12 protein-coding genes are annotated in these 7,848 nt (G+C 45.9%); 4 read left to right on the forward strand and 8 right to left on the reverse strand.

Features of this window, described 5'->3' with window-relative positions; all coding sequences use genetic code 11:
- Positions 1 to 86 precede the first annotated feature (86 nt).
- Positions 87 to 662, forward strand: a complete 576-nt coding sequence (locus ACFE90_RS33770) for a hypothetical protein (protein ID WP_375506657.1) — start codon at positions 87 to 89, stop codon at positions 660 to 662.
- Here ACFE90_RS33770 and ACFE90_RS33775 read toward each other — a convergent pair.
- On the reverse strand, positions 644 to 1,702 hold the full coding sequence (locus tag ACFE90_RS33775; RefSeq protein ID WP_375506658.1) for a hypothetical protein: 1,059 nt from the start codon (positions 1,700 to 1,702) through the stop codon (positions 644 to 646). The two genes, ACFE90_RS33770 and ACFE90_RS33775, sit on opposite strands and share 19 nt — an antisense overlap.
- An 18-nt stretch (positions 1,703 to 1,720) precedes the next feature.
- On the opposite strand from ACFE90_RS33775, the gene ACFE90_RS33780 reads away from it, so the two are divergent.
- Positions 1,721 to 1,870: a hypothetical protein gene (locus ACFE90_RS33780; RefSeq protein ID WP_375506659.1), complete on the forward strand. Its 150-nt coding sequence runs from the start codon at positions 1,721 to 1,723 to the stop codon at positions 1,868 to 1,870.
- A 71-nt stretch (positions 1,871 to 1,941) separates the two neighbouring features.
- Here the strand turns inward: ACFE90_RS33780 and ACFE90_RS33785 are convergent, their stop codons facing one another.
- The 4 genes from ACFE90_RS33785 to ACFE90_RS33800 form a co-directional block, all read right to left on the reverse strand.
- Entirely contained in the window at positions 1,942 to 2,838 is an 897-nt protein-coding gene (locus ACFE90_RS33785) for a helix-turn-helix domain-containing protein (protein ID WP_375506660.1), read from the reverse strand.
- Positions 2,839 to 3,365: 527 nt separating this feature from the next.
- On the reverse strand, positions 3,366 to 4,055 hold the full coding sequence (locus ACFE90_RS33790; RefSeq protein ID WP_375506661.1) for a hypothetical protein: 690 nt from the start codon (positions 4,053 to 4,055) through the stop codon (positions 3,366 to 3,368).
- Between the two features lie 2 nt (positions 4,056 to 4,057).
- Complete coding sequence (locus tag ACFE90_RS33795; RefSeq protein WP_375506662.1) at positions 4,058 to 4,525, reverse strand: hypothetical protein; 468 nt, start codon at positions 4,523 to 4,525, stop codon at positions 4,058 to 4,060.
- A gap of 3 nt (positions 4,526 to 4,528) precedes the next feature.
- Positions 4,529 to 4,675 (reverse strand): hypothetical protein, encoded by a 147-nt coding sequence (locus ACFE90_RS33800; RefSeq protein ID WP_375506663.1) that lies wholly within the window; start codon positions 4,673 to 4,675, stop codon positions 4,529 to 4,531.
- Positions 4,676 to 4,763: 88 nt separating this feature from the next.
- Here ACFE90_RS33800 and ACFE90_RS33805 point away from each other — a divergent pair, with 88 nt between their 5' ends.
- Complete coding sequence (locus tag ACFE90_RS33805; RefSeq protein WP_375506664.1) at positions 4,764 to 5,402, forward strand: hypothetical protein; 639 nt, start codon at positions 4,764 to 4,766, stop codon at positions 5,400 to 5,402.
- Between the two features lie 460 nt (positions 5,403 to 5,862).
- On the opposite strand, the gene ACFE90_RS33810 is transcribed toward ACFE90_RS33805, so the two are convergent.
- The 3 genes from ACFE90_RS33810 to ACFE90_RS33820 all read right to left on the reverse strand — a co-directional run bounded on the left by ACFE90_RS33810 (position 5,863) and on the right by ACFE90_RS33820 (position 7,292).
- Entirely contained in the window at positions 5,863 to 6,060 is a 198-nt protein-coding gene (locus ACFE90_RS33810; protein ID WP_375506665.1) for a hypothetical protein, read from the reverse strand.
- Positions 6,061 to 6,530: 470 nt separating this feature from the next.
- Positions 6,531 to 6,818, reverse strand: a complete 288-nt coding sequence (locus ACFE90_RS33815; RefSeq protein ID WP_375506666.1) for a hypothetical protein — start codon at positions 6,816 to 6,818, stop codon at positions 6,531 to 6,533.
- A gap of 234 nt (positions 6,819 to 7,052) precedes the next feature.
- Positions 7,053 to 7,292, reverse strand: coding sequence for a hypothetical protein (locus ACFE90_RS33820; protein ID WP_375506667.1), 240 nt, complete (start codon positions 7,290 to 7,292; stop codon positions 7,053 to 7,055).
- Between the two features lie 187 nt (positions 7,293 to 7,479).
- On the opposite strand from ACFE90_RS33820, the gene ACFE90_RS33825 reads away from it, so the two are divergent.
- Positions 7,480 to 7,818, forward strand: a complete 339-nt coding sequence (locus ACFE90_RS33825; RefSeq protein WP_375506668.1) for an aldo/keto reductase — start codon at positions 7,480 to 7,482, stop codon at positions 7,816 to 7,818.
- The last annotated feature ends 30 nt before the right edge of the window (positions 7,819 to 7,848 follow it).

Consider the following 7,848-nt stretch of genomic DNA (forward strand, 5'->3'; position numbering starts at 1 on the left):
AAACAATTGTAGACTGCTTAATTGATAAGCGTTTCCGCTTTTCTTAGTGCCATTCGACTATATTCAATGATGACACAACTCAATATTTGTCCAACTGCTGTCAGTCTGGAGGTGGAATAATTAACAAACCACCATCTAGACGCAAGAAAGTTACTCCTGCGGTATCTGGCGAACCAAAGTCAGCCACCGACTCTGCTCCCGAAAATACTTCTGGCCAAGACAACCCAGCTTCAGCAACGATTACGATTACTGCTGTTGAAATAAGAGAGTTGACCGAGGAAGAACAGAGCGAACGCCTGCATTTGGAACGCCGTGTGGAACGTGCATTTTTGTCAGCAGGTCAGGCGTTGATGGAGTTACGCGAGCGCAGATTGTACCGTTCCACGCACCGTACTTTTGAAGAATACTGCCGAGATCGCTTCAATTATACTCGTGATGCGGCGTACTTGAAGATTTCGGCTACTGTGGTTTATGAGAATCTTCAAAAGTATTTGCCGACCATTGGTCGGCAAATTCCAATGCCGACAAACGAACGAAAATTGCGGTTTTTGGCGAAAGCCGAGTTGGAACCGGCTGTGCAAGCGGATGTTTGGCAGCAGGCAGTAGAGCAAGCTGGGAATAAGATTCCATCTGGTCGAAGAGGTTACTTAGAGTCTTCGTAGATAGTCGCTCCCGCACTGCGGAGTTCATCCAGAAACCATTTGGTATCCGAGAGTAGTTCGGGTAGGTAAAGCCCAGGGCGGGCAGGAGAACGGTCATTGAGTCCCAATACCGACGCGAGAGAAAGAACGACGCACAAACCCGTGAGTGAGCATGCGCCATGCTTGAACTCCAGCGTTGATCGCGAATGCTTCGTTCGACCATCGGCCTCGCCCTCGATCTCGACGACGATCTCGTGAGCCGCCTCACCGCCCCGGCGGCGGCTGGACGATTCGTCTCTCACCAAGTCGAAGCGTACATCCGACGCCCCGGTGGCGGCATGGAGGCTCACGATATCGAACGAGGAAAATGCGGTGGCATCGAGCGATCGACCGTCGACTGATTCGACCTTGCCCTTTGCGGCGTCGCCGGACAGCCATACGCGCCGCCCACCCTCGAATACCAATGCGGCGGGAGCCAACTCGTGTACCCGCTCCATGTCTTCGAGCGACGATGAACCAGCTGGATCCTTCTCGTCGAGGATTGCTCCGATCCTGATGGATTGGACGCTCTCGAAGCCTTTGGCGCTGTTCAGCGCCAGAAACGTGGCCGCACCGGCCATCCAGTGACTGGCGAGCACGACGGGTGCTGCGGTCGCACGATGCGCGAACAGCGCCAACTCGGGGCCGAGTTCGGTGAGGCCAGTGTTGATGTTCAGGTAAGGGACGCCCAAGTCCTGCGCGTAGCTCATGCCTTTAAGCCCAGCTTCGGGAGCCAACATCACCACGGCAGCTACGGCGACGTCATCACCGAGGCCCAAGCGGGGCTTATCAATATCTATGGCAACGACTTCGGCAGCGCCCACCTCCTGGGCGACTTCGCCTGCCGCTTGCAGGTTCCGTCCTCCGATGAGCACTGGAATGCCGGGATGCCTCTGGCGGAACCACCTGACAGTGGCGCGCCCCACGACGCCCGATCCCCCGGCGAAAAGTACCTGTGCTGTCGTCATAAAGTTAGAAGCGCGTTCTTGGTCAAAAACAATGGTTGGTTCTTTGGTTTTCATAATGCAATGAATGAGTGAATGAAATATACAATCGAGCGTACCTTTGCAAGCTGTTGGCGTTTTACCTGTTTACTGCGTTCGGCTTTGCCGTTGCCCCTTGGGCAATCGCTTGCCAATTATGTTGTTGTACGAGGAGTGCAAGCTGCATTGGATTCTCGTCTGATCTAACTTGAGTGTAATGAGTGCCAACGCTCAACTTCTTTCAGATTCTTACAATGATTTGTTAGATTCTTATGGGGTTAGCGAACCTGCTTGGGGGTCATTCCAGTCAGGCGCTTAAACTGTTGCGTCAAATGGCTTTGGCTGGAGAAGCCGACTTGTAAAGCAATGTCCGCGATCGCCAAGTCCGTTTTCGACAGCATCACTTTTGCCTGTTCTACCCGCTGTTGAATCACATACTGATGCGGCGAGATTTTCATTGCTTGTTTAAACAAATTGGCAAAGTAAGTGGGGCTGATATTAACGACATTTGCCAGTTCAACCAGTGACAAATCGCAATCGAGATGAGTGTGAATGTAGTCGATCGCTTGCTGCAACTGGATATGAGTTAAGCTTCTATTCTCAGGTGCAATGATTGGTGCATTCTCAGAATAATGCCGCAAGAGATGGATGATTAATGCTTGAGACAAGGATTCAACATATAATCGCCCCATCATACCACCTGATTTCACCTCAGCTAAAAGTAGCATGGTAATCTGCTGAAGATTCAAGTCTTGCTGACCGAAATGGTTGACCAAATTGACCCGTGCTGTATTGATTTGGGACACTTGGGCAACTTGTTCGACCAGCTTTGGCTGTAAATGAATGTTGAGTTCCGTTTGGACAGCCTCACTTCCTGGACAACACCAGTAGCTCAACTGTTCAGCCGGAACCAAGAGGCTATCTCCTTCTTGAAAGATTGATTCGTGCCAGCGATCGTCAGATTTCTGGCTCAGATAAGTGGGATGCCCCATCGGTAAGATTAGCCAATGATCGGACAGAGCAGGCAGTTCTATTTCTTCTATTTTGCCAGGAATTGAAGTATAGTCATGCTGCTCAACCAGGATGCCATTCCAGCCCATCTGCCGACTGGATAAGGTCAGCGTTCTCTGGAGTCGTTGGTTCAACTCACTTGGTTTAAGAAGGGTGTTTGTCATAGAGTTTGCCTGCACCTACTCATTCACAGCTTGGGGAAAAAACGCTTTCTGATTTTCTTAGCTTTTAACATGAGTTCATCTCAGGTCAACCCTCTTTAGGTCAACATCTTTTCTTTTACGAAAAGAACATTACGCCAGCTCGATGACGATTTTACCGAAGAGATATGCTGATGCTTAGGATAGATAGGCATCCATTTATACATTTATTGCCAAAGTTATTTAAATTAGCATTTGGTGAAAATTGTTAACTTCACTAAGCGTGAAGAATTAACGCTGACACCAAGCTAAAATCTAGACTAAATAATTAAAGCAGATTTCAAAGAAGGTGAAGTACATACACTAAGTCTTAAAACCAGGGATAAAGCCTGTTTTACTTCTGACTTCTGATGTCTTTGCGGAGCTTTCTTTGCTTTACTCATCTTACGGTTACAGTGACAGTAGGAGCAGCCGCAATTTTTTATGTTCTCGTCCTCAGCAGAGACTCGCTTGATTTTATCCGCTTTTTTGGACTCTTTAACCGTCATCCCTCAAGGATGTTGCTGGTCATAGAAAGGAGAGCTTTTCACCCAGACATTTTGATTGTAATAAAAATCACCACGCTGTTCTAATGTAAACCCACCCAGCAATAATCCCAACCATACTTCGACCATCGGCATTTCCAACGCACGTTGCAGTTTAACTAAAGAAATCTCATCTTTGACATTTATCAGGTAGTTAGCAATCACGCTCTGCCATTTTTCCACATCCTCATCTGATGCTAAATTGCGAACATCTTCTAAAGTTGTCACCTGATCGAGCATTGCCAAAACATTCGCTTTTTCAACAGGTGCTACTACAGAATCACCCTCCTGGTTAGGATATGAAAATTGGTGTGGGCCGTGTGGTTTAAAGGTTTGTGGTGTTTGCGGTTCAATCAAATCATCTAAATCTAGGTGCATTGTTGTCCGCACTAGACCAGCAAAGAGATCGGTGCTAACAATTGGCCCCAAAAGACTATTGCGATCGCGGGTATCTTGCAACAGCACTTCGGCACGAGACTTAAGAATATCCGCAATTTGACTGAAGGCAAGCGCTGCGGTTGATAACTGTGCATCTATTGGTAAATTCTCTAGCTCGGCATCCAAACAATCCCACATAGCATCAAGGGAAGAAGTTGGTGGAGATTCAGACAACTCATCTAATACATCCCAAATTGTTAATTGACGATATGTGGTCATCTCTAAGATTGTGGATGCAAGGGGCAAGGCCGCACTGGGCAGTAGCTTGAGGCAATCTCAAACATATCTTTATATTGATATAGTGAAACACTATATTGTTTCGCAAACGCCTGCAACACCTGATCTGTATAGGCGCGGATCTTGCCAGCCGTTAGCCCAAAGCAGTGAATTGGTTCTAAGCGACAAACAGGTTTTTGACCCAGCCAGAGTTCTGCGCCCAAGGCGTGCAATGGTTTATCGCCTGATTCTTTATACAAATACAGCACTGCAAAATATGTTGCTGGTGGTTCGACTGTTACTGAATCAATCTCTGCTGAATTCTTTTGGGAGCGGTGGCGATAGAATGAGCGGCGATTGTGGCAAATGCGTGGATTCCAGCAGCCATCACCTGCTGTTCCATGTAAAACTTTGGCTTGAGTTGTTGGTAGTTTGGAACATAACTGACACTTGGGATCGAGTGGCTTTGGCATAATCTACTCTGCTTCCTCTTCACCAATCGCGCGATAGTAAGCTGCGATCGCAGCTTGTTGTTCGCCGCGAAGTGTATGGCGTCGGAAGGCTCTATCACTGCGATGCCCAGTCAGCTTGCGGGCATGAGTTGGGTTAATACCTAATAGCACTAAATTACGATTAATACCACTTGTTTTAACCTAGCCTTTTGTTCTAGCTATTAAAATAAATTTATTAAGCTAGAACTAAGTTTAAATTATGCCACGTAAGATATGTGGACTTGGCTTTGACTGTGCCTCAATGATGTTGCAACCGGGTATTGACCCTGGAGAATGCTTCAATTATACAACCTGTGGAGCAGCTATTAAATTGACTCCAGATGAGGAAATCGAACTAATTCGCGTGCGGGAGATTGCGTCTTGCCAACGGCAACAGGAGTGGGAACGCAGAGAGGAAACCTTTAAAACCACGCGCCGCGAAGCGGCAGTGATGATGCTGATGTCAAGAGGTTGTCCTCAAAGTGCACAATCGCTGGGCGTTGCTGCACAAATGGAAGCGATCGCCGCCTGTGTAGAACAATTGCATCACAACTTAAATAATCTAGAAGGATGCTACATTGCTCCTGGTGGCTGTGAAGTACATCATTATAATGTGAAGCGCCCAAGTGGAGTTTATGGATACAATAAACTCACTGCTCCTGAGCCAATATTTGAACCATCTGAAAAACAGCAGAAAGTGAAAGTTGTTCATTTAAGCCATGATGACGATCCGCGAAACACTGAAGCACGGCTGGGGATTGAGCGCCGAAATCAGTTAACTCGTGTACGAACGCTCTTGGCAACAACTGTGGAACTGTTACAAGAGGCAGCCAATACCTTAGACTGTTCAGTTTTCTGATGAGGAGCGCTCAGTTTGAAGGTTCAAACCTTTGTTCTAGCTTATAATTAATATTTATCAAGCTAGAACAAAGGTTTGAGCATACGGCCGCTAAATACAATGAATTTTCTCATTTGGTCAAAAAAAGAAGGTAATAGCGTGTTATCGCCCATATACTAAGGCGGATTATTAAGCTTGTTAAAAGAGCTTGAAAATGCCTTATTGCCATTTACTAAAACATTAGGCAGTTGCTACATCAGGAAATAGTCAAAGAAACTAATCAGAGTTTTGTGCATTTAACTTGACCTTGAAATACTGCCGCTTTAGTTTCGAGTCGCCCCGGTTGGGGTACTGTTTGGAGCTTTCAAAAATAGTTATTAGTCCGCGTTTCTCCATCTGCTTAAAAAACCATTCCCATCGCTCCAAGTCGGATGGTGGCGCAGTGAATCGTAAATCGTTAATCTCGCCCATTATCATCACCCTAGCTGATTGCGTCTAAAAACTCAACAGCATTATTCTCCCAGGTTTCCCCTTGTCTAGACTGTCTAGCCTGACTATCTTCAACTGTCACTATGTTGGGAGGGTCGAGGACATCCAAGCGTGACTCAATCAGAGCGATGGCTTGTGCTAAAGCAGCAATTTGCATTAAAGTTTCTTTGACACCAATATTTGCTACCATTCTAGACTAACCCACAAAGCGTAATCGCCTGCGGCGAGAGTAGCTCATCAATAGATTTTCTTGTCCAGACTAGTCCTCCACCACTCCTGGTTGCCATTGCCGGGAGACAAGGTTGTAGACTTGTACTGGAGTTCCGATTGCCCCATCTGTGATCGCCGTACTCCTTCCCTACGGGACGCTATTGCGAACAAAGAAGCAAGCTACGCTGTCTTCGTATCCTTTGGAGAAGGCTTGAGAAGAGCTTATTGCCGCCGAAACTGCCTTCGGTACAACCGCCCGTCCACAGCCTACGATTGCCAGCTAGAATAATTGCGGGTAAAGTTCGCAATTGAAACGGTAATTTAGATGTATCTCAAACTGTAAGACGCTAGAATATCGCATTCTGGCATGGTGTGTATCAGAATGAACATCAATCTTGAGCTTGATTTCAGAAGCGCTCGGCTACGCTGGGCGCTTGCTTTTCGCAACCATCAATTACAGAAATCATCCACGCGGATATCCCGCCAAATATCGGAAATCTGCCAACCTGATTTCCCCACGGATTGGACTATGGGATTGTCCCGTAGTGGAATGTAGTTCGGTTCTTTTGGCTCTTGAATCGCTATTAGCTTTTCCTCAATCACAGGGGCTGTATATTTGACAGTATTAGCTTGAAGAAGTTGGTCTTCTGCTTCTTCAATTAACTTCATCTGTCTCAGGGTAAGCTTGTCGGGTTTTTTGATGATCTTCTTCGTATCTGTATCATTAGAAGTATTCATTGGCTGTTCCTTGAAAGGCATTGGTTCAAAATTTGGATGGCAGTAAAGTTGAGAGAAGATGGGTATAAATAATTTGCACGGAATAAACACTCTACTGCAAAACTATGGAAAATACGAGTCTCTAATTGTAAGAATTTATTAATTGGATATAAATCTCTTTTTCGGGTAGATGGCTTAAAGCGATCGCAGTAGCATTATTGTCTAGAAGTCAAAATTATTTTGCGTTTTTGACACTTAAGCCCACGAATCAGTGACTTGAGGTTGAGCAGGGCCACGATCCAGTTTGATTGCGAAATCGGCTCCCCAAGCAGATGAGGTGTGGGGAGTTAAGAAGATGTTGAACTCCTTGAGGCACTCGTATTCAGTTTTCTTAAACACTACACCCCACTCAGCCACCCCCAACAAGATAGCCCTGACGCTTGTTTCAGATGAATCTTCATGCCATTCGGATATAAAGAAGATTGCTTTTGTCACGGAATTTATAGTCGCAAAGCGATGGCGCAAAGATTGAGACTCTTCATTAGGTGTATTTAAACAGACAAAATATCTGCAATTTGAATGAGGAAAGCTCTGGTGGCTTGAGACAAAGTTTGTAAATACGCTAAAAATAGCTTCTTGGAGATTAATAAACATGAAAATAACAGTGAAACAAGAAATACAAATGAAATACAGACAATTGGGAAACAGTGAGTTGAGCGTCTCCGAAATTAGTCTCGGTTCCTGGCTGACTTATGGGGGTGGTGTAGAGCAGCAAAATGCAGAGGCTTGTATACACAAAGCTTTTGAGGTTGGAATTAACTTTATTGACACTGCAAATGTTTACGCTCAGGGAGGGGCTGAATCCTTTTTAGGAGAAGTATTGCAAGGCACTGAGCGCGAAAGTTATATCTTAGCGACCAAAGTTTTCTTTCCTATGTCAGCCACTGACCGAGGACTCTCAGCAGCCCAAATCAGAAAACAAATTGATGCTTCCTTAAAGGGGAGCAACGCGATTTGGTGAGGTAGGATCAAAAACCAGCGATCGCTAACA

This window comes from uncultured Nostoc sp., assembly GCF_964245445.1.
Classification (GTDB): Bacteria; Cyanobacteriota; Cyanobacteriia; order Cyanobacteriales; family Nostocaceae; genus Nostoc.

Bases quoted from the DNA above. Each gene is read 5' to 3' on its own strand.
- ACFE90_RS33810 (WP_375506665.1), bottom strand. From the start codon at position 6,060: ATGGTAGCAAATATTGGTGTCAAAGAAACTTTAATGCAAATTGCTGCT.
- ACFE90_RS33785 (WP_375506660.1), bottom strand. From the start codon at position 2,838: ATGACAAACACCCTTCTTAAACCAAGTGAGTTGAACCAACGACTCCAG.
- ACFE90_RS33790 (WP_375506661.1), bottom strand. From the start codon at position 4,055: ATGACCACATATCGTCAATTAACAATTTGGGATGTATTAGATGAGTTG.
- ACFE90_RS33815 (WP_375506666.1), bottom strand. From the start codon at position 6,818: ATGAATACTTCTAATGATACAGATACGAAGAAGATCATCAAAAAACCC.
- ACFE90_RS33795 (WP_375506662.1), bottom strand. From the start codon at position 4,525: ATGCCAAAGCCACTCGATCCCAAGTGTCAGTTATGTTCCAAACTACCA.
- ACFE90_RS33805 (WP_375506664.1), top strand. From the start codon at position 4,764: ATGCCACGTAAGATATGTGGACTTGGCTTTGACTGTGCCTCAATGATG.
- ACFE90_RS33825 (WP_375506668.1), top strand. From the start codon at position 7,480: ATGAAATACAGACAATTGGGAAACAGTGAGTTGAGCGTCTCCGAAATT.
- ACFE90_RS33780 (WP_375506659.1), top strand. From the start codon at position 1,721: ATGAAATATACAATCGAGCGTACCTTTGCAAGCTGTTGGCGTTTTACC.
- ACFE90_RS33775 (WP_375506658.1), bottom strand. From the start codon at position 1,702: ATGAAAACCAAAGAACCAACCATTGTTTTTGACCAAGAACGCGCTTCT.